The organism is Leptothoe sp. EHU-05/26/07-4, assembly GCF_043421015.1.
Taxonomy (GTDB): domain Bacteria; phylum Cyanobacteriota; class Cyanobacteriia; order Phormidesmidales; family Phormidesmidaceae; genus Leptothoe; species Leptothoe turfae.
Window position 1 is genome coordinate 1,487,525 of record NZ_JAXSQV010000007.1, and the last position, 21,084, is coordinate 1,508,608.

Genomic DNA, 21,084 nt, shown 5'->3' on the forward strand with positions numbered 1-21,084 from the left:
AATGTCAACTTGACGAATGCTCTGGCCTTAGGATAGACCGCATTGCATGATTCATTAACTGCAGTCCAAATAATAGTAGAAATGCCGTATTGTTTAGCACGTATCGCCGCCATAAACGGCGAGGCTCTTGGTAAAGGCGATAGACCCACTCCAACCCCCAAGCCATCATCCACCGGGGAGCCTGGGAAACTTCGCCGCTATGAAAACTAAAGGCGGCTCCAACACCCATCATCACGGCGTTTAGTTTACCTTGCTGACGTGCCATCCATTCTTCTTGCTTCGGGCAGCCTAGCCCGACAAACACGACAGCGGCTCCAGATTCATGAATGCGTTTAATATCGGTTGCTTCTTCCGCTGAGGTCAGGGGGCGAAAAGGTGGGGCGTGGGTGCCTGCAATTATCAGATCTGGAAACTGTTGCTGTAGATTTTGCACCAGACACTGCAACATCGCATCGGTGCCGCCATAGAGGTAAATAGGTAGTTGTTCTTGGGTGGCGCGATCGCACCAGGCCAGCATCAAATCGGGACCATACACCCGTGGCTGGCGAGCAATTCCCAAACGGCGTAGCCCCCAGACCAACGGCATACCATCGGGGGTGACCAGGGCCGCATGGTTGAGTACCCGACGATAGGCTCGGTTCCAATAGGCAGTCATGACTACGTGGACATTGGCCGCAATGATGTAGCAGGATCGTTTGGTGTGGACCCAGAGGGAGATGCGATCGCAAACGTCTCCATAACTCGTCGCGTTTATTAATACCCCTAATACAGATACCCGACGCTGCCCCATTACTCTAATGTTAAATTCCCCTAGGATTCCGATTCTAGCTCCTCATAAGACATTAGACATTGTTCTATAGCGTTCCTATTTGATTGGTGAGAATGTTCCATACATATGCATTTTGGGAAAGTCAAAGAGTTCCAGGGCACAAAACTGCTCAAATAGAGCTTTGAGGCCAGTGAATGACGGCTTCAATCCAGCCATCTGTCTGACCCAGGTCTTGGCTTGTAACCAAACATCCTCAATCGGATTTTGAGTTGGGTCGTTGGGCGCAAAGCGAATGCAGTGGATACGCCACTGGGATTCTGGCAGTCCTTCATTGAGCTCGTTTAAGCACGCTTGAATCTCCTGAGAACGATGATAACTGGCTCCATCCCATAGAATAATCAAGCGCTGGTTTGGAAACTGACGCTGCAAGAACTTGAGATAGGCCAATGTACAGGTCGTATTGCCGGCAGCGTGGGCCTCAACGAAAACGCGTTTACTCAGCAGGTCCAAGGCCCCATAGTACGTCTGCCGGTCGCGTTCATTGACAATCGGGACCTCAACGCGCTGATTTCGACGTCCCCAAACGTAGCCTTCGAGATCCCCACTCATCAGATGACATTCATCGACAAACAACACCCTCACTTGGCCACATTCAATCTCGGTGCGGTAGCGTGCCAATAGCCGTTGGATGTCGGCTTTTTTTTAGCCACTAGAGCGGGATCGGTTTTGGGGTTGACCTTGCTGGTTTTCTTCCAACTCAGACCAGCGGTCTCGAATAAGTCGTAGTAACTCTGTTTGGACTCATAGCTGACCCCATATTCACTGGCCAGGTGATACTCCAATTCATTCAGTGTCCAGATAGCTTTGGTCCCGAGCCACTCGATAACAGCGGCCTTTTGAGCAGCACTCAGATAGCTTTGACGACCTTTATGACGCGGTGCAAAGCTGCTGAGTCCCTCGGCCTCGTATCGCTGCTTCCAGTTTGCAATGAAGCCCATCGACACGTCGAGAATACTGATAATCGATTCGTAGGTATGCCCCTGATAGAGCAGTTTAACTGCTAGGGCTTTCTTCACCTGACGACCATCACGTTGCGTCTTGATGAAGGTTTTCAATTCTTCGATGGCTGCGGTTTGACTGGATACTGGTATCTCCGAACTCATAACGATACGGGGGGAACATGCTCTGATGAATACAATTTCTCAGATCATACCGATCTACCCTCAAGAATCAAGACGGATGACTATAGTTGACTTAATCAAGCTAAAGAGTCTTCTATCGAGTGATACTCAGCGCCTGCTGGTAAATTTCAATTAATCTGAGGTAGCTACTTTCTGCGTTATAAGTCATTTCAAACTGCTGACGAGCAAATAAACGCATCTTTTTCCACTGAATATCATGACTCAGCATCCAGTTTATGGTTCGAATCAGATCTTCAACATCGCCCGCGCGGAAATGAAGGCCGGTTTTCTGGTGTGTCACCATCGTTGTCATAGCACCTAACTTAGAGCTAATTACAGGCGTCCCTTTAGCAAATGCTTCTATGATCACCCTTGGCATTCCTTCGTACCATAGGGATGGGAAAACCAGCGCTTTTGCCTGTCCCATAATATTTTGGACTTCTTGAATAGGAAGTGCGCCTAGATACTTTATCCCTGAACTTTTTGAGACTGCCTTTTTTACCTCAGTCTCTAAAGGCCCATTCCCAATAATCCGCAAAGGAATCTGATTGCCTAAAGACTCCCATGCCTGCAGTAATATAGATACTCCTTTCTCAGGTGAAAGTCTGCCAACAAAAAGGACAAAACTCCCAGCCCCCTCTCCCATTGCAGGATCAGGATCAACAAAATTGGATTTCAATACAATCTTATGTTCCGGAATACCATTCTCTGCATATTTCTGTTTCGCAAATTCTGTCAGTGCAATAAACAAATCAACTTTTCTAATATAAGTTTTTAGCAGACGATGCAAGGCAATAGAGCTGCTGACAACCGTCGAACCAGCCCTGCTATCTCTATAACATTTATGCTGTATTCCTGATAAAGGGATTGGTTGTTCCAAGCAATCTTCACAAACTTTTCCCTGCCTAAAAAAGTAAGCATTCAAACAGAACAGTCTATAATTTCGAAGTGTTTGAATAACTGGAATATTCTCATTTTTTGCAGCATAATAAACTGCAGGTGAGATCAATGGAAAATTATTTTGGACATGCACTAAATCAGGTTTCTCTACTTGAATTAATGCTCTGATTTTGTCGTAGTCTTCAAAGCTCCAAAGCGTCCTAATAGCAACCTTAAAAATAGAGCTTTCTGAAATACTATCGTTATGTTTAATATAACGAATAATTGTATTTCCATAGCGTTCTAGCAAACTGCTTTCGCTATCAAAAGACTGATCCTCACCACCTTGAATTTGATACCGATTGTGGGCCATTAAGATTTTCATTTAGACCTATATAGCTATCTAAACGACAAGAAAGCCAGATATTTTATTGCTGACGACCTAGCCATTTTACGCGAATAAACTGTCTCACAGTTTGAGGGATAAACCACATTCCCAGAAAAAGGATATACAGCCTAGGATAGGCTTGTCCTGAATTGACAGCTTCCCTGAAAATCAACCAAAAAGCTGACCAGTCTTTCTCACGAGCAGCTACAGAACTTACAGCTAACAGCAAAAAAGCCGAATATGCTTTCGGGGTCAGGAAATTTCGGCGAGTTTTTACCCAGTCAAAAGAATATTTCCAATCACCAGACTCACTAACTCTTGGTGTCTGAGAGTCAATGTGTAAGACACCTAATGGTATATTCACAAAATGAAGCTCTATCTGCTCATAATTGCTAACACGAAGCAACCAATCTGCCTCTTGATGACGCTTTAAACCTTCTTGAAAAGGATATTTTTGTAATAGCTCCTTAGCTGTAAATAGCATAGATGTAGTCAAACTTCCTTCACCTCGAAAAAAGCTTTTACGCACAAACAGATAATCTCCCACTGGCTCTAAATCTCGCGGCAGACGGCGTGGCACAATATATGCCCCACCAGGTGCTTGAACCTTCAATAAACAGGCAATGATGGGATACTCATTTGCAGCCTGTCTAGCAATGAATAACTGCTTTTCTAATTTTGTGGAGTACCATTCATCATCATCATCCAAAAATGCAATCCAACGACCGCGAGCTTCCTTGACTCCTCGATTGCGAGCGCTAGGCGCACCCTGATTTTCTACTAACTCTAAGCAACGTACTCGATGATCCTGGAGGGTAGCAACTGCCGCTTGAGTTGTAGAGTCCTGCCCATCAATTACAATAATGAGTTCGATATTTGAGACAGTTTGCCTAAGTACCGAACTTGCAGCTCTCAGCAGCAAGTGAGGACGTCGAAAGGTAGGAATGACAATACTTACTTCTGGCAATGTCATTATTCTTGAGTCGAAATAGACAGTGAATCGCTACACTGCGCATCACATGCAACCATTTCATTACTGATTCTTCAGGTCAACTAATATCTTCTTAGCATCCTCCAGCACAGACTCTCTATCTTTAGATTGTGAGAGTTTTAGCTGCTTCCTTCTTAAAGATTGCTCTGTAATTGCGTCTATCAGCTTTTGAGGAGTCGTTGCCAAAACGGCCATCTTTGATTGTATTTGATCAGGAAATACCTGAGTAGCTCTGACATCGGTCATGACTGAAGGCACATTGCAACGCTCAGCTTCTAGAACAACACTTGAAAGTGGCGTAACGTGGACATCCATATTAGCCAATAATGCCGGCAGTGGTAGTTCAGTTGTATGCTTCAAGTTCACATGACCTATATGGTTTTGATGCAAAAGTTCATTGATTAATTCATATTGTGAAAGCATTGATGGATGCAATCTCATCCACCATTTCCAATGCTTAGGTGATTGCTGAATTGATTCTATAATCCAAGCTGGCAGAGGTTCATCGATTGGTTGCATCGTAAATAAAACATTGATAACTGGTTCTACTAAACTTGCATCTGCTCGAATCAGATCCCAAATCTGTCTATCAACATCTTGAACTATTTTCTCTTGTTCATTTGACCATAGCTCTAAGCCTAGATTACCAATAGCGATTGGCTGATGATTTTGAGTTTCTTTCTTTCTCCATTGACTAATGAGTTCTACCTCAAAATCACTCCAGCATAGAAAATAAGATGGTAGTAGCTCATAACCTTCTGTAGGGATAGTAGTCCATTTTGCGTAAGCAACATGCGAGTCATTCTGGAGGCCATGCTGAATATCAACAGATTTGACACCTTGTTTTTGACAGGCAAGATTAAATGCCATAGCTATGTCCCAATAATAGGGAACAGAAAATCCTACTACTGGTTCAATTTTTTTGAATATTCTTACAAAATAAGCCGACATATTTTGAATAGAAATCAGCTGATATGACAGTTGTTCATTTGTCGGAAAATTTATTAGCTGATTATGTTGAAGGTAGTCCTTAAACAAACCAAACTTCTCAAAATTTGAGATTTTATCTAATATTGATTTCTTGCAAAAAAGCTTACTTCTTACCTTACAAAGATTAATATCTTTTTGAATAAACACTGAGCGGTTATATCTTGGCAGCCTATATTCATGGGATGGTGAGCACTCTAAAAGCAGGCTACTAATACCTAGCTTTTCAGCTATTGTTATATATGGATCTGAAACTCTATCGTACCAACAGGAGTCTATTTTTGAATTTCGATTGTTTGTTTGACTGAGAAACACAAAATCAACATTTCGAAACTCATCATTTTTACTCCTATCAAGTTGAAGCACTCGAAAATCTTGAATAAAACCAGAGAAGTTATCCAATATTTTTTTGTTTTTTTGAATTAATGTTTTATGTTGAGATGTTGTCTTTGTTTTTGTTCTTCTCAACGATGCATTTAAAAAAAATAAATTAAACCGAAAAATAGGCCATATATATATATCATTAATTTTCCAATCATTTACAGGAAACTGAGACTCGATCTCATTTATAAGAGCCATAAAATCTGCGTACATTATTTTATACCTCTCAAATTCCAGGGCATCGCATAGACTTGTTTTGCTACATGCCAAGAAAGCAAAAATGTGATTGCATATGTAATGGTTGTAGCTTGTGCCGCACCAATGGCCCCGTTATAGATAATGAGCACATAATTTAGAATAATATTTACCAGTGCCGAGAAAAGAGTAATAAGGGTTAAATAATAATTCTTTTCGGCATAAAATATATAGTTAACAATCATAAAGTACATGCCATTTGCAGCATATCCTAATGCCACCCAAATAACGTATTGGGTAGCGCATTGAAAGGCTTTGCCCACAACGAAAGGAGCTATCACTGAAAAAAATAAACTTAGGCTAATTGCAAGAATACAAATGATCAAAAAATAAGCATAGGTAAATCGCACTATATTGAGTTTTACCTGATTATTATTTTTACTCAATTGTTTAAATAAAAATGGACTCCAGGCTTGGTTAAATGACAATGCAAGAATTCCGATAATATTACCAATCTGGTAAGCTACACTGTATATGCCAACTTCAGACATACCAATCATTGAAGCGATAAAAAATCTATCAATATAATTGATCATCCATCCTGACAAAGCATGTGGAATCAGGGGTAAGCCAAAAAAAAGCGCATTTCTAATATGATTAATGTCAATAGACTTAATCTGAAAAATATCATTTGAGATATGATTTCTCCATAATTTGTATAGTGCTATTAATCCAAATATTGAGCCTGTGATAATAATGCCTAATATTCTACCTTGCCAATTCATCTTTAGATGAATAATTAAAAGTGCGGATAGGGCAACATTCAACAAGGCTTTTAGAATATTAAAGAGGCCAAAACTAAAGCTCTTTTCTTGAGCACGCCACAGACTTAATAACAGTTTTGAGAAAGCTTCAAAAAGAGAAAATAGAATTAAAAATAAGATCCATTTCTGAGGCATGTCTATTGATAATGGGTTAAACTTAAAACTAATAGGAGTAATGAATAAAAACAATAAAAAGCTAGAAAAACAAATTATCAATAAGTTGTATAGATATTTCTGAAAATCTAATCCCTTAAGTTTAAAGTAAGTACGAGTAAGTGCTCCATGAGTATTGACTCCAATAAGTATAGAAAATATAGTTAAAAGGATTTTGAAGGTGATCACTAAACCATAGTCAGCTGGTGAAAGATATCGAGTTAAGATTGGTAAAAATATAAATGGAATTGCACTACTTAATATATTCGATCCTAAGTAAATGCTATAACTTGACACCAGTTTGTGTTTAAGAGTTCTAGATATTTTATTCACACTATTATCAGCGTTTTTTGTAAAGATTTTAGATTAGATTCCAGGTTATAGCTGAGCCCTTCTTGATGGCGGTTTTAGCCTTTCTACCTATAATTTGGTCAAAGTACTTTGTGGGCAATCCGTAACCAGGCCGAATGGCACCTACATTTTTAGTATTAAAGGTATCTCCAGCTTTGATATTATCTATGGCATAAAGGCTGCGACGAAATGCTAAGGATTTTTTCTCGACTTGTGTGGGACCGTAGCGGATTCTACCAAGTGCCTGCCAAGCTTGTTTAGTTTCAGTGACTAGCTGGCTCATTTCAGAAGGCTCCATCGAAAAAGCTGAATCTACTCCACCATCCGCTCTGCTGAGCGTAAAGTGCTTTTCAATAAATGTGGCTCCCAAAGCAACACTGGCCACACTCACACCTATCCCCATAGTGTGATCTGAAAGGCCAACCTGAACATCAAATAAGTTACGGAGGTGGGGAATTGTGAGGATATTAGTGTCTTCAGGGGGAGCAGGATAGGTACTTGTGCATTTGAGCAAAACAAGATCTTGGCAACCGGCTTCTCGAGCTACATGAACGGTTTCATCCAATTCAGCAACAGTTGCCATACCAGTGGAAATAATCGTTGGTTTTCCAGTACTAGCAACTTTACGGATTAAAGGAATATCAGTATTTTCGAAGGAAGCTATCTTATAACATGGAACATTCAGTGATTCTAAAAAATCAACAGCGGTTGCATCAAAGGGAGTGCTGAAGCTAATTATTCCGAGTTCCTTACATTTATCAAAAATGGCATGGTGCCATGACCAAGGTGTGTAAGCCTGCTGGTAAAGCTGATACAGAGAAGAACCCTGCCACAAACTATTGGGATCATTAATAAAAAACTCACCCTGATCCAGGTCGAGCGTCATTGTATCAGCTGTATATGTCTGAAGTTTAAGAGCATGAACACCAGCAGCGGCAGCGGCTTCAACAAGTTTCAATGCTCGTTCTAAAGACTGATTATGATTGCCAGACATTTCAGCCACTATGAATGGCTCATGGTTAACTCCAATAATCTGTTCAACAATTTGAATATCTTTCATAACTTTAGTGCATAGAGCATAAAAGAATTAAAATCATAAGGAGTTTTACTCGTCTCATCCTTAGGCATGTATCTAAGACATTGCTAGATATTTTTCTACTTTCATTAACTGATCCAGATTGCAAGAACCTGTGCTTTATTTGCCAGCATAAATGAAAATCGATGGCTTGGTGTCAATGAGTACTGATGTAAGAAGCACATCAACAACATCGAGTTAACGTTGCTTAGCAAATTGTATCGCTGGTCTGTGGTTGTAGATAACGGAGCCGTACTCCTCAAAACCTGCCTTGAGAAAAGCTCGGATAGATGCTTGGTTCTCTGGCTTAATATAGGCGTTGATTCGAGCAATGTTTGAATAATCCTTCAACGCTTTTGAAGCCCCTAACTCTATAAGCTTACTGCCATATCCCTGACCTCGAAATGCTTGGGCTATGGTGATAGAAACTATAGCTTCATTGTGGTGGTTTCTATCAAATCGAATTACACCAAGGGGACTATCTTGGCTATCTAAAGCAAGATAAAACTTGCAATCTGGAGACTGTTGTCTTGCTTGGAACCATACAACATGTTCATCCCATGGAATAGGTTCTGATGAAAAAGAGCTTGCTCTAATGTCTGACTCATTTGCCCACTGCCATATTAATTGACAGTCACTTTCACGGACATCTCTTAATCGCATTTCGTGCCCTTGTAGATACATCAGAATTCTATCTCTGCCTTCCCCATCTACTAATTCTTGAGTATGGGTAACTATGTCTCTGCGTAAATCAATTGTGCTGATTAACCTACTAAGTTCTCGCTGAAGAGTATGGGGCATAAGGTTGTTGTGCCATCCTAAATTGATCGTAACACCAAGAGAATTGAGGGTGTTTGCGATCGCACATTGATTCTCTGCCAATACGATCATCAAACTGGGTAAACCCATAAAGCATAGCTCCCAGCAGGTACTCCCTCCAGCAGTTATCGCTACATCAGCCCAAGCCATTAACTCTGGCATATTCGTAACATTACGCCGGAGTGAAATAGCCATCTTCAAATCTTGAGTAGCTTTTTGTAAGCATTTATAGTGAGGATTATTACCGCCCACTACCACAACGATTTCTAGTGCATCGACTTTAACCATTTGCAAAGCCTGGATTACCTTCAGCGTAACGTTATCCGGATCTGCTCCCCCTAATGTCACTAAGACCTTACGAGCTAGCATTGGTATTTCCCTATACCAGCTACGCCAGGCCCAAAACTCTTTTCTTAATAGGACATAGGAAGTTCCTAAAAGCAGCTGTGTGTCAACCTCACGCTTGTCGTACAACTGCTCATGGGCATAGATATTCTGATTCAGCACCAGATGGGCCCAATAATGCCTAGCATGGCCATAGTCATCCAGAAACAGCTGCTTCAGACCGGCTGTTTTGAGCATACATTGATAATCAGAACCAAAATGGTATCCATCTACTACAATCCACGCTGTCCCCCAAGATTGAGCTTTAGCAATAGTTTGTTTAGCATCTTCCTGACTACCGGGCACAGAAGAAAGATAATCAACCTGAATACCTTCTGCTTTTAGTCGAGGCTCTAAGACTGATACATGAGTCGCCATCAGAAAAGTTACCTGCCCACCTTCCTCCAGCCAAGCTTGGGCTAAGGCCATACAACGCATAACATGACCAGTGCCTATTTGGGAGGACGCATCAGCTCGAATCAGAAGTTGCATTGAACAGCTTTACTAAACATCGATTTTCTCAAGTAAAAACCAATTCACATCATCTTGTGGAAAAATATGATCTCGATGATAGATAAAACCATAATCTAACAGTCTCAAATCTTGATACTGATCTAATAACTCCCCGGCAAAATCACGTTTAAACAACTTACCCCGATGTCCACGATAACTGATCTCAACAGGCGTGGGATTATAATATTCGGCAATACAAATATATCTCTTACTTGTTTCATATAGTATTTTGTATACTTGAGACAATCTCTCAGGATCAATATGAATCAGTAATCCCTTAGTGAGAATAAAGTCATATTTTTGAACTGGTGAAAAATCGAGAATAGACTGTATATGGGTATGTAAACCATTCTGTTGCAATATCTGGCCAGCACTCTGGTTTATCTCAACAGCAGAAAGCTCTGCCTTTGGTAAAAGCTGTTGAATGGCTTTCAAGTTCAGTCCAATATTAGGGCCAAACTCAATAACAGTTTTTATCTGACAAGTCTGTCTAAGAATTCTAGAGAACAGTGAAAGGTTATTTGCAATAAGCTGTTCTGACTGGTTTCGAACAGTATAGTCATCACCAAACTCACCGGCCCAAAATACTTCTTGTTCAGTCACAAAGTTTGCCATATCTCCCCTTTTTAATTGTCTGACAGACATCTGCTCATGATGGCAGGTGCCATGATTTCTGCCCTGACCCAGTCTTCTTCATTATCAATATCGTGCACACGCCATTTCGGTATGATAACAGGTGCAGAATGTCGATTAAATATACGTTTACCACCTAGCCATGCAGCTGCTCGGCCCCAGTAAAATTGGCCAGCATCATGCAATGCCTTAGGTAAATCTTGAGAACGATGCAGGAAAAACTCTGGAAAGAACATTTCGATTCCCCCTTCAGAATTCTCCTTAAACGACCGAAAAATTGGTGCAGCGAACTCCGTCACTGAAAATACATATTCCCAATTCCCAGAATTTAACAACTCTAATCCTCGCTGTAGATCACCCACTTGAATAAACGGAGCTGTTGCATAAATGCAACATACAGAGACGACAGGCCAACCTTGATCATCCATCCATTGAGTAGCATGGGCAACAATTTCGGTTGTACCAGTATAATCATCAGCAAGTGTATTTGGCCTCACAAAAGGGACCTCTGCTCCCCACTGTTTGGCTACCTCAGCAATTTCGACATTATCGGTAGAAACAATTATACGATCAAACAAATGCGAGTCTAATGCTGCCAAAATAGACCAAGCCAGCATCGGTTTCCCACAAAAGGCTTTAATATTTTTGCGTGGGATCCGTTTACTTCCTCCTCGTGCAGGAATCACAGCTACTTTCATAATGAACTCTCAGAACAAATATCGATTTCATTGAAGAATGGCATGTAGCGCATGAATGACACGATCTTGATCCGTTTGAGTCAGCCCATAGTACAGAGGCAGACTCATCTCTTCTCGATAATATTTCTCTGACTCGGGAAAGTCTCCCCAGACAAATCCAAATTGCTGATAGTATGGCTGTGTATGGACTGGAATGTAATGCACATTTACACCAATATCGGCCTGCCGAAGCGCTTCAAATATCTGGCGGTGAGTTTTACTCAGCTTATCTAGTTTCAATCGCACCACATACAAATGCCAACTTGATACCGTATCTCCATGCTGCCAAGGCAAAACCAGCGGCAAATCTTGTAACAACTTGTTATAGCGCTCCGCTAACCAGCGGCGCTTTTCAACAAACTCATCAATCCTGTACAATTGACTGACTCCTAATGCAGCCTGAAGATCGGTAATCCGATAGTTATAACCCAGTTCGAGTTGCTGATAATACCATGGGCCATGAGATTTTTCTTGAAGCAGCTCAGAATCGCGAGTAATCCCATGAATGCGCAATCGTATTAATTTTTCATATAAGTCTGCTCTATTAGTTACAACCATGCCACCCTCTCCAGTTGTAATAATCTTCACTGGGTGGAAGCTAAAAATTGCCATATCAGAAAACGCACAGGAGCCGATAGGGTGCCCTTGATATCTCCCACCTATTGCATGGGAGGCATCTTCAATGACTTGAAAGCCATATCTTTGAGCTAAAGTTCCAATCTTTTCCATTTCACAAGATTGACCTGCGAAATGAACTGGTATCAAAATTTTGGGTAAACACCCCTGTCGCACAGATTGCTCTAACTTATACTCAAGTTCATCAATACTCAAATTATATGTTTTTGGATTGATATCAACAAAATTAACTGATGCACCGCAGTATAATCCACAGTTTGCTGAAGCTACAAAGGTATTTGGCGATGTCCATAACGAATCCCCGGCTTTCAAGCCTATAGACAAACAAGCAATGTGTAATGCAGCTGTTGCACTAGAAACAGCGACAGCATATCGAGCACCACAATAATCAGCAACAGCTTGCTCAAACTGAGCAATCACTGGCCCTTGGGTTAACCAATCCGACTTAAGTACAGCTACAACGGAATCAATATCTTGTTGCGTAATGTCTTGTCTTCCGTAGGGAATATACTCAATCATCGTGCTAAATGCTAAAGTCCGCATCAACGTGGTACTTGATCAATTCTCGTAGTTCCTCAACCGATAGAAAGTGATCGTTGTCGCCAGAGTTATAGCTAAATCCTGGCTCTACAAGTTTTGCTCCCATTACCTCGCAATATCGTTCAATACTGTAGTGCCCCTGAGTCGGCAAAATTGCATAGTAGGGGCCAAGATCCACAGTAGTATAGGAATCTGAGCTAGTAATCATTTCTTCATGGATTTTCTCGCCAGGACGAATACCTATGATCGGATGTTCACAATTAGGCGCGATAGCCTTAGCTACATCAGTAATCCGATAGGAAGGAATACGAGGGACTAGAATTTCTCCTCCTAATGATTTTTCAATAGCCCAAAATACCATGGCTACACCCTCTTCTAGAGAAATATTAAAACGTGTCATATTTGGATGGGTAATGGGCAAAGTTCTCTCTTTTCGTTTTTTCAGAAAAAAGGGGATAACAGACCCTCGTGACCCCATAACATTGCCATAGCGGACTACGCTAAAACTCAACTCTCGTCGACCTTTTATGTTATTGGCTGCAATAAACAACTTATCAGAACAGAGTTTAGTGGCTCCGTAGAGATTAATCGGAGCTGCCGCTTTATCAGTCGACAAAGCAATTACTTTTTTTACATCTGTATCTAATGTTGCCTGAATAACATTTTCAGCACCTAGAACATTGGTTTTAACAAATTCCATAGGGTTATACTCAGCAGCAGGCACTTGCTTGAGGGCTGCGGCATGCACAACAACATCTATTTGCTCTAAGGCACGTGTTAAACGCCTAACATCACGTACATCTCCAATAAAGTAGCGCAGTCCAGGGTAATGCTGGGGAGAGAACTGTTGAATCATTTCAAATTGTTTTAGTTCATCCCTGGAGTAGATGACTAATCGCCTAATATTCGGAAACTTTTCTAGAACTTTTTCTATAAATTTTTTACCAAATGAACCAGTGCCGCCAGTTACCAAGATAGAAGTACTTTCACTAAGTATCATGAACTCACTCGCCAATAAATAACATCCACCGCGAATTAGCTAACCAACTCAAATCCCCCTGTAAACACAATCCTGATTCAGGATGGTTATAGCGTGCCTAATAAGGCTTAGATACTCATCTTTCAATATGCCCACAATTGCAATTGGTAACATCAAGCAAACTTGATGTTACCAAACCAATCAATTTGGCAAAATGTTTTAATCTAATACACTAAATTTATGCACTAGGGAATAAATCGGTTTTCACCGTAGGCTAACAGGTGTTCGATGGTTGCCAACCGGTATTCCCAGGTTTGCAGTCGATAGCGATTTTGCTGGGACTTTACTGTCAGCTCAGAATCGATCACTTGATTGAGCTGATGCAGGTGCGATCGCACTTCCTCTAATTTCCGATGAGACGGATCCTCTGCTAAATCCGCCAGCTGGTCACCCAACTTATTGACATCATCAACCCACTGCGCCATTCGCTGTTCGCGCATTAATAGCTGACCATTACTCAACAACCATCCCCACTCTCGCTGTAACGACTGATAGCGTTCAGCTGCCGTATTAAATGGTTGTCTTTGCGGTAAGGAATGCGGCATAGACGTATCGCCCTGAGTGTTATTCAGCAGCGTCTGAATCCCTTGTTGAAGATTGTCAGCTGCAAACAGCGCATAGCCACTCACCGGTAGATCCCGTAGTGTTTGGATTTGGTCTAATGCTGCCATTTCAGGCAAATTCAGTAATCGAATACCTGGAATAATTAGCGTCGAGCCATAATTACCGTCTAAAACCCAGGGATGAATCAGCTCTTCAAACCGATTGGTATCCATGGCATAGCTCATCAATACGATCCAATCTACATCTCCACGTTCTGCCCAAGTTTCCCAGTCTTGCTGAATTTTTTGGACACGCTCATGGGTCGGTTTAGCAAACACCGCCGCCGACACAGTGATGCCCGGACGTCGCTGGCGCAGCATCTGAGAAGCCTCAGCCACAAACGAACTCACTTGTTGCACACGAAACTCAGTCCATTGCTGCCAGAGCCTGCGCTGACGTCGCTGCTCATGGGTAGTCAGGGCTGGATTATCACGGGGAGAGAGCGCCGCTGGATCCACCCCAGTCATATCTCGAAATCGTAACCGTGCCGCTGTTCCATATCCATAGGTGCGATTAGCACCAGGATCTTGGAAGGGATAGCGGACATAATCAAACTGCACACCGTCGATATCATAGTTCTCGACCAGCTCCTGCAGTATACGCATCAGATAGCTACGCACTTCCGGATTCGCAGGATCCAGAAACGGCTTGTCCTGGCCCAAAGGCACCATACGGCCCTGGCGGTCATAGCCAGTCCAGCCAGGGTTAGCGTTAATGAGGGGACCTGGGTAACTGGCTGGTAAATTTAACAGCGCATTGTGGCGACGATTCCCAGCTGCGAATAACCAAATCCAGGCATGAACTTCTATGCCTCGCTCTTTGCCCAGTTTTATAGCTGAGGCCAACGGATCCCAATGACGGGTTAGGGGATTCTGCTGAGGAGCAATGCGACTAGGGTAAATAGGATAGCCGGCATTCATGGACTCAAAAAAGACCGTATTGATACCGGCAGCAGCAAGACGGTCAAAAACATCTGCTAACTTTGCTTCCGATCCAGCACGCACAATCGTGCCGCGGTCTAACCACATGGCACGAACTTCCGCGTGGGCCAAAGATTGCTCAACTGGAAACGCATTCCAGAGAGCCTGACGAGACTCAAGCCATCGCTGGCGAGCAGTGCCATAGTCTCTTTGAGCGATCAGATTTTGCCAATCATCCAGAGTTTGCTGTGCCGTTTCCAACGCAGGATGGGACAGGGGAGTCGGCAAACTCGCGCCGCCCAAACTCGCGCTGAGGCTACCGTCAGTGCGCATGGAGGTCAATGCTAACTCTGCTGGTTGACCACTAGCATAGCCATGCAGCAAAGCACCTTCAAAGCGCCCCATCAAGTTATGAAGCTCTTGCTGCATGGCCAGCTCTAAGAACGGGCTAATCACGCCATTGCCAGGCCGCACATCTAAACCAGGAGGTTCAATACTATCGGCTGGATCCATGACATTTAGGGCCAGTTGACCATGCTCCGCCTCTACCAAAGACGACTCTAACTCCACAGCCTCGTTATCGGTCTTTGGTAAAGGCGATGATTGAGCAAATCCTGGGGTCGCCAGAGCAATACCTCCTAGCAAAACGGCCAATGCATAGGACGTAGAAAATAGAGAATGGAACATGAGCAGGCTTATCAGACGAAGCAAGAATACTGACGCAACAAAACAAAGACAATGCCGAACACTGTATGGAACTCAGGTTTCAAAAAAGTTTTAAACCGTTTCTCAAAGAATTAAACCCAAAGAGGTCATTATTATCGGGGATGATTTGGCCGTTTTAAACAGCAAAATCGAGTAACCTCAACTAAAACATTGAGAAAGTAATCTATTTTTTAAAACCGCGACCACAAGGCTAATAAACCCCAGTAGCGGGCAATTTATTGAAGTAGTGACAAAGATACGTTCTTAGGGCAGGACGCATAAAAATGAACCCTATTTCTCCTTACATCTGCTAGAAGATTTCCCAGAAAATAAGGTCTAGTTTTCCTACCTTGTTCTGTAAAGTTTCTGCCTACGATGTAGATATGACCATGCTGCTTTGCTAGAAGATAGCCACGCTTGCATGATATACCGTGCCGTACCTACATAGCGGTATGGAAAAACTTAGGACGGAACAAGTTCTAGAGTTATGGCATCTGACCAGCATTGCTGTAGTACAATACAAAATCCTGCGTTGAATTGTGCATGCTCACAGGTTCAACTTTATTCGTTTCCACAGACTGTAATCGGTAAGCTCTATGGCGCTCCTGCAAGAACAAAAGCAATCAATTATTTCTGACTATCAGGTACATGAAACAGACACTGGCTCTGTAGATGTGCAGGTAGCCATGCTCACTGAAAAGATCAATCGGCTGAGTAAGCATCTGCAGGCTAATAAAAAAGATCATTCCTCTAGACGAGGTCTATTGCGTATGATCGGTCGTCGTAAGCGCTTGCTAGCCTACTTGGTCAAGCAGGATTCTAGTCGGTATCAGGAGTTGATTAAAAAGCTGGGTATCCGCGGCTAAGATACAAGGTGGTGATATTCATCACCTTCAAACACGCAGTCTAGGATCAACTGGTTTATGCCTTCTGAATCTCAGCGTGAGTCGCTGCCCTTTGAGCCTAAGTCAAATAGGCGGCAAAGTGATAAAGCTGCTCCATCTAGCCAAGCATCACAGCCTCAAAAATCAGGCTCAGGCATTAAGAAGTCAGACAAGCAAGCGAGCAAACGAAGTAAGCAGACCCAAAAGGAAGAAATGGGTATCCCAGAAGTGGTCAGTCGTCGTATGATTCGACGAATGGCAGTATTTGCTGGGGTGCCTACCGCTTTAGGTATGTCTTCGTTTGTGATTGCCTATGTTCTGCTGACTCAGCACATTGTTGAATTTCCCAATGTCGTTGTCCTCATCGTTTCCCTGGGCTTTTTTGGGTTGGGAACCATTGGCCTCAGCTATGGTGTGTTGTCTGCATCCTGGCAAGAGGATGAAGCAGGCAGTCTACTGGGAATTGCTGAATTTTCTATCAACTTTCGCCGCTTAATTCAAGGTTGGCGGAAGTCGAAGCAACCCTCGGCTTCTGAATGATAATCTGGCCATAGCGCAGTCATGCTGACATTTAATCCGATGCCTCAAGGATGTCGTGAAGCTGTTGCTCCATTTGTTTGAGCATTGTCATAATCGCTGGTAGCGTTTTTTGTTTTGTGTCGTCTTGAACCTCAAGATTTCGCTGTGCTTGAGCTCGCAGATCGTCGATGCGTTGTTGCAAATCTTGAGCTATGCCTAGCGCATCACGGCCCAAGTTATCCATTTGCTGCTGCTGATAAAACTTCAGAGCTGCTCCCCGTAGTATTTGTAGGGTGGCCTCTTCTCCATGGTCACCGGGCATGACTCGGAAGCGTAGCAAAATTCGCTTCTGGTTATGGATGCGTTCGATTTCGATTTGCTTAGGTTTACGGACGGGAATCAAGGAAAGACTCATCATACGTTTGAGTTCATTGATGATACCTTGGAAAAGTTGAGGGGAAATATCGCTGACAACTGATTGCACAACACCATCTTTACTCCAAAGAATTCGACAGGTGGTGCTTTGACGTTCTAGATAAAGTCGTCCAATCCCTTCTTGAGTAATCAGCCGTTTCAATAAGATCTGGGTAAGTTCTTTGGGATTCAATCGGTTGGGATCAAAGGTTACCTCCGGGCTAGGTTCTGCTGTGGGTTCTTTAACGGCGGTCGCCGACGGCTCATCGGTGGGTGGTGACAAGGGCTCTTCAGCCGCTGGTACTGATGGCTCGTTGGCAGGTTCTGGTGGCTCGAGTACGAGCGACTCGTGCTCAGATAGCGCTGGTTCTGCCGCAGATAATGATTCCTCAGATGGCAATTCTTCTAGGTCAGTTACCGACTCTTCTAACTCAATACTCAAGGGAGCTGGTGGCATATCTGCACTATTTGTTTTATCCTCCTTCCCTGCTCTCACGGGCGGCGGCGAGGCAGACTGCTGAGGCGCTGTCGTTTGCTCAGCAATAACCCCATGGGGGTGTTCAATAATCTCAGTTGGAGCTCCTACCACCAGCGTAGGCTGATCCTGAAATGGACTGGACGTAGCGTTAGCCTTAGATTGTGAGGGTTGAGAAGCCTGGCGGTTTTTGGCTGAGTGGCTCAAAAACTTTGATAGAATTTCCCGATGCCAGTCAGACGATATGGGCCTTGAGACAATGGAGCAATTAATATAAGAGACCTGACGTCTGACATAGTCAGCAGCTTTAGTATCGTCAGGGTTTACCATGCCCAGGTTTAGGCTACTACCCTCAATTGAAAGCGGCAGAACCTGATAATAGAGACAGGCTTCAAAGGGCAAAATTCCTTCGATTAACAGGAACATTTGCTCTAGGTTTGTCTTTACATTAGGCTGATGAATATGGCTTGAGGGCGGTGACAACGCATGGTTTTCAGGGAAAGTTGACATGATGGCTGCCAAAAAGGAAATAACGAAGACAAGGGTACAGGTGTAATCATGTGAATGAGATAACCTGCCCATGAGACACCCACGCCTGTTGCCCAAAGACAACCTTCAAAGAGCCTGGGATTGGCTAGGTTCGTAAATCTTGGGCAGCTAGGTAAAGCTTAGCCCATTCACTCATGACTTGTTTAGGTCTGCACCCTAGCTTTTGTGCGATCGCATCGATATCACTGCCCTGCTTCAGTTCGGCCAGTAGCTGCTGCTGAGAAGGTTCTAACGTTTGCCAATAGGTTTGCCATTGACTAGAGGTTAAACCTAAGTCATGCTCAGACAATGTGGTTTTTAACCATCCCAGCACCAATTCTGGCTGTTCTTTCAGGGTAAAAATACGGATCGCGTGATAACTAATTTTTTCCCGTAGTCGATACACCTGATTGATCGACATTTTTAGCTGCTTAGCAATGTTGTCTTGGGTATACCCCTGCAAATGCAGCTCTAGCCATTGGGTCGCCGTATCTCCCAAGGTTTCTTGCAGATAGTCTGTAAAGCTATCTTTAACTGACTGGCGTGCCCGCTGGGTTGCTTCAAAGTCCTGTTGCTGCTCATAGGTACTCACAGCTTGCACATCAAACAGGCTGATAGTACTTTCAGTATCATCTGTCCCAATTTCCTCTGAAATTAGCTGAATTAGCTGCGCTCCAGGAACTTGGGTCATTCCCCCGCGCTGGGAACGTCTCAGATAGTTAACAAAGCGATAAACAATTAGAGGCTGGTTACGAATTGGCCGCAGACAATACTCCTCAATTGTTGCCATGGTCAGCAAATTACGAAGCTGAGGCCGCTTTGTACACTCACCGATCCACCTCATCTGCTGTTGAAGATGACGATCGCTTTGCAACATCTCCTGAATAATTTCTTGCAGAACGTCTTTAACCTGACGCTGTCGATCACGACTGAGGGCAATCCAGGTACGGATTTTGCTACGGACTAAAAACAAGCCACCCAGCTTCCGCATCAGGGTTTGATAAGCTCGATCAGGGGGTAATCCCCAGTAGGTTTTATAAAAAATACGATAGCGATAATCCATTGCCTGAGTGGCAATGGATAGATCCTTGTGAGAAAGCGCCTCAAATCGATCAGTGTCTTCACCGCAGAGCCACTGGGTAATTGCTATATGGGTATCGTGGCTTTGATCGGGCAAATCGGACTGAATCCGTTGCTGCCATTGATTTACGATTGTAGTTGCCACTGCCATGCGTGCGCCTGCTGCTGATTAGAGAAACCCCAAGCAAAATGCCACGGGAAAGGATTGATGAATGATTTGCTCATTCTAGTGCACTCAATCCCTCGATTTATCCGGATACAATCACTTTTCCCTATTAGTGTATTTTCCTTTAAGGCTGCTACCCGGTAAAGCATCCTGATCAAGTCTAGAACTGTCAGCCCAACTACCGATCAGAATACTTTTTATCAGTACAGCCTGTGTAAATTTATTCCGGAAAGGTTAAAGAGACAACCCAGGTTAGCATTTCATAGTTAACCATGGCGCTTCTGATGCCATTGCCAAGCATGGCCAATAATTATTTCTAGATCAGCGTACTGGGGTACCCAACCCAGGCGTTCACGGGCATGATCACTACTACCAATCAGACTGGGAGGGTCCCCAGGGCGGCGCTCACATTCCACAGCAGGAATCGGATGCCCAGTCACCTGGCGAGCTGCTTCAATCACTTCTCTGACGGTAAACCCACTGCCGTTACCCAAATTAATAAAGGTTGTTTCGCCGCCGTCTATAAGATACTGCACCCCTTTCACATGGGCATTCGCCAGATCAGCAACGTGGATATAATCGCGAATACAGGTACCGTCAAGGGTCGGATAGTCGGTGCCATAAATCGAAATATGATCACGTTTACCCAAAGCCGTTTGCAGTACCAACGGGATTAAATGGGTTTCAGGATTATGATCTTCGCCCAGACGACCTTGGGGATCTGCGCCAGCAGCATTGAAATAGCGAAAACATACGGATTGTAAGCCATAGGCCTTTTGGAAATCCTTTAGCATCATCTCCACCATGAGCTTGCTACTGGCATAGGGGCTAATGGGATTTTTCGGATGGTCTTCTGGAATAGGCACCGTCTTAGGAGGACCGTAAATGGCGCAGGTGGACGAAAAGACAAATCGTTTCACCCCAGCCGCTTCCATAGCCTGTAGCAGATTTAGGGTGCCATAGACATTGTTGCGATAGTAGTCGGCTGGCGCTGTCACCGATTCACCCACTGCGATATAAGCAGCAAAGTGCATGACAGCCGCAAACTTGTATTGCGTAAATACCTGATCCAGTAATGCTCGATCGGTTGTATTCCCTTTTATTAGCTTGGCATTGAGATGCTGCTCAACTAGCTCTTGGTGACCATATTCAAGGCTATCTAAAATAACAACCTGATAACCAGCCTGCTCTAGGGCAAGCACGGCGTGGGAGCCAATATAACCGGCACCACCGGTTACCAATATCGTTGGAGTTGAGGTGTTTGTGCTACTCATATGAGGAATTCGTAAAGTTAGATAGGTATAACCATGAAAAT

18 protein-coding genes are annotated in these 21,084 nt (G+C 43.4%); 2 read left to right on the forward strand and 16 right to left on the reverse strand.

Features of this window, described 5'->3' with window-relative positions:
- Positions 1-4: 4 nt before the first annotated feature.
- From U2F10_RS30975 to U2F10_RS31035, 13 genes are all read right to left on the reverse strand, one after another.
- Positions 5-790: a WecB/TagA/CpsF family glycosyltransferase gene (locus U2F10_RS30975; RefSeq protein WP_499874196.1), complete on the reverse strand. Its 786-nt coding sequence runs from the start codon at positions 788-790 to the stop codon at positions 5-7.
- 75 nt (positions 791-865) lie between these two features.
- Positions 866-1,893 (reverse strand): IS630 family transposase gene (locus U2F10_RS30980; protein WP_431732065.1). Its coding sequence is split into 2 segments (ribosomal slippage): positions 866-1,464 and positions 1,464-1,893, totalling 1,029 coding nucleotides; the frame shifts between segments, so codons are not numbered across the junction.
- Between the two features lie 151 nt (positions 1,894-2,044).
- Positions 2,045-3,214, reverse strand: coding sequence for a glycosyltransferase (locus U2F10_RS30985; protein ID WP_499874197.1), 1,170 nt, complete (start codon positions 3,212-3,214; stop codon positions 2,045-2,047).
- Between the two features lie 43 nt (positions 3,215-3,257).
- Entirely contained in the window at positions 3,258-4,190 is a 933-nt protein-coding gene (locus U2F10_RS30990; protein WP_499874198.1) for a glycosyltransferase family 2 protein, read from the reverse strand.
- Positions 4,191-4,250: 60 nt separating this feature from the next.
- Positions 4,251-5,789 (reverse strand): hypothetical protein, encoded by a 1,539-nt coding sequence (locus U2F10_RS30995; protein ID WP_499874199.1) that lies wholly within the window; start codon positions 5,787-5,789, stop codon positions 4,251-4,253.
- Positions 5,789-7,081, reverse strand: a complete 1,293-nt coding sequence (locus U2F10_RS31000; protein WP_499874201.1) for a lipopolysaccharide biosynthesis protein — start codon at positions 7,079-7,081, stop codon at positions 5,789-5,791. The genes U2F10_RS30995 and U2F10_RS31000 overlap by 1 nt, the downstream gene beginning before the upstream one ends.
- Positions 7,082-7,109: 28 nt before the next feature.
- A complete protein-coding gene (gene pseI, locus U2F10_RS31005; protein WP_499874203.1) occupies positions 7,110-8,159 on the reverse strand; it encodes a pseudaminic acid synthase in 1,050 nt (349 codons plus the stop codon).
- A gap of 213 nt (positions 8,160-8,372) precedes the next feature.
- Positions 8,373-9,869, reverse strand: coding sequence for a UDP-2,4-diacetamido-2,4,6-trideoxy-beta-L-altropyranose hydrolase (pseG, locus tag U2F10_RS31010; RefSeq protein ID WP_499874204.1), 1,497 nt, complete (start codon positions 9,867-9,869; stop codon positions 8,373-8,375).
- A gap of 12 nt (positions 9,870-9,881) precedes the next feature.
- Positions 9,882-10,505 carry a pseudaminic acid biosynthesis-associated methylase gene (locus U2F10_RS31015; protein WP_499874206.1) on the reverse strand — a complete coding sequence of 208 codons (624 nt, stop codon included), beginning with the start codon at positions 10,503-10,505 and terminating at the stop codon, positions 9,882-9,884.
- A gap of 11 nt (positions 10,506-10,516) precedes the next feature.
- Positions 10,517-11,221 carry a pseudaminic acid cytidylyltransferase gene (gene pseF / locus U2F10_RS31020; RefSeq protein ID WP_499874207.1) on the reverse strand — a complete coding sequence of 235 codons (705 nt, stop codon included), beginning with the start codon at positions 11,219-11,221 and terminating at the stop codon, positions 10,517-10,519.
- A 27-nt stretch (positions 11,222-11,248) separates the two neighbouring features.
- The gene (gene pseC, locus U2F10_RS31025) at positions 11,249-12,415 is read right to left on the reverse strand and encodes a UDP-4-amino-4,6-dideoxy-N-acetyl-beta-L-altrosamine transaminase (protein WP_499874209.1); all 1,167 of its coding nucleotides are present in this window, start codon (positions 12,413-12,415) and stop codon (positions 11,249-11,251) included.
- A gap of 4 nt (positions 12,416-12,419) precedes the next feature.
- Positions 12,420-13,436, reverse strand: coding sequence for a UDP-N-acetylglucosamine 4,6-dehydratase (inverting) (pseB, locus tag U2F10_RS31030; RefSeq protein ID WP_499874210.1), 1,017 nt, complete (start codon positions 13,434-13,436; stop codon positions 12,420-12,422).
- A gap of 224 nt (positions 13,437-13,660) precedes the next feature.
- Positions 13,661-15,685 carry a glycoside hydrolase family 10-like protein gene (locus tag U2F10_RS31035; RefSeq protein WP_499874211.1) on the reverse strand — a complete coding sequence of 675 codons (2,025 nt, stop codon included), beginning with the start codon at positions 15,683-15,685 and terminating at the stop codon, positions 13,661-13,663.
- Positions 15,686-16,299: 614 nt separating this feature from the next.
- Here U2F10_RS31035 and rpsO point away from each other — a divergent pair.
- Positions 16,300-16,569, forward strand: coding sequence for a 30S ribosomal protein S15 (gene rpsO / locus U2F10_RS31040; RefSeq protein WP_163668839.1), 270 nt, complete (start codon positions 16,300-16,302; stop codon positions 16,567-16,569).
- A gap of 57 nt (positions 16,570-16,626) precedes the next feature.
- Entirely contained in the window at positions 16,627-17,127 is a 501-nt protein-coding gene (locus U2F10_RS31045; RefSeq protein WP_163668841.1) for a PAM68 family protein, read from the forward strand.
- Between the two features lie 31 nt (positions 17,128-17,158).
- On the opposite strand, the gene U2F10_RS31050 is transcribed toward U2F10_RS31045, so the two are convergent.
- The 3 genes from U2F10_RS31050 to galE all read right to left on the reverse strand — a co-directional run bounded on the left by U2F10_RS31050 (position 17,159) and on the right by galE (position 21,043).
- Complete coding sequence (locus U2F10_RS31050) at positions 17,159-18,505, reverse strand: ATPase, T2SS/T4P/T4SS family (protein WP_499869661.1); 1,347 nt, start codon at positions 18,503-18,505, stop codon at positions 17,159-17,161.
- 124 nt (positions 18,506-18,629) lie between these two features.
- Positions 18,630-19,754 carry a HetZ-related protein 2 gene (locus U2F10_RS31055; RefSeq protein ID WP_163668845.1) on the reverse strand — a complete coding sequence of 375 codons (1,125 nt, stop codon included), beginning with the start codon at positions 19,752-19,754 and terminating at the stop codon, positions 18,630-18,632.
- 281 nt (positions 19,755-20,035) lie between these two features.
- Positions 20,036-21,043, reverse strand: a complete 1,008-nt coding sequence (galE, locus tag U2F10_RS31060) for a UDP-glucose 4-epimerase GalE (RefSeq protein WP_499874213.1) — start codon at positions 21,041-21,043, stop codon at positions 20,036-20,038.
- Positions 21,044-21,084 lie beyond the last annotated feature (41 nt).